Here is a 243-nt window from a genome sequence, read left to right as displayed (position 1 = left end):
GGTCCATGTCGTCCCTCGGCAGCACGATGCCCGCCGCCCGCGCCCCCGCGGTCCAGTGGTTCGGGTGGGTGGGCGACCCGCCCGTGGCGATCCGCGGGAACACCGCATTGACGAGCGCCCGCTCAGCGAGCAACCGGCCCAGCGGCCGGACCTCCTCGCCCAGCGCACAGATGGCCCGCGCACGCCCCGCCGCGGGCCGCGTCGGCGCCGCGCGCAGCGGCGTGTCCGGCTGCCCGCACGACG

The 243-nt window shown here is 79.0% G+C and carries 1 protein-coding gene; it reads right to left on the bottom strand.

Annotated elements, in window-relative coordinates; all coding sequences use genetic code 11:
- On the bottom strand, nt 1-243 hold a 243-nt coding region (locus ACQG3P_RS22175; protein WP_426806255.1), incomplete at both ends, for a dihydroxy-acid dehydratase.

The organism is Stenotrophomonas sp. SrG, from assembly GCF_050031795.1.
In the GTDB taxonomy this organism is placed as follows: domain Bacteria; phylum Pseudomonadota; class Gammaproteobacteria; order Xanthomonadales; family Xanthomonadaceae; genus Stenotrophomonas; species Stenotrophomonas rhizophila_A.
This window is presented reverse-complemented; position numbering and strand designations above follow the sequence as displayed.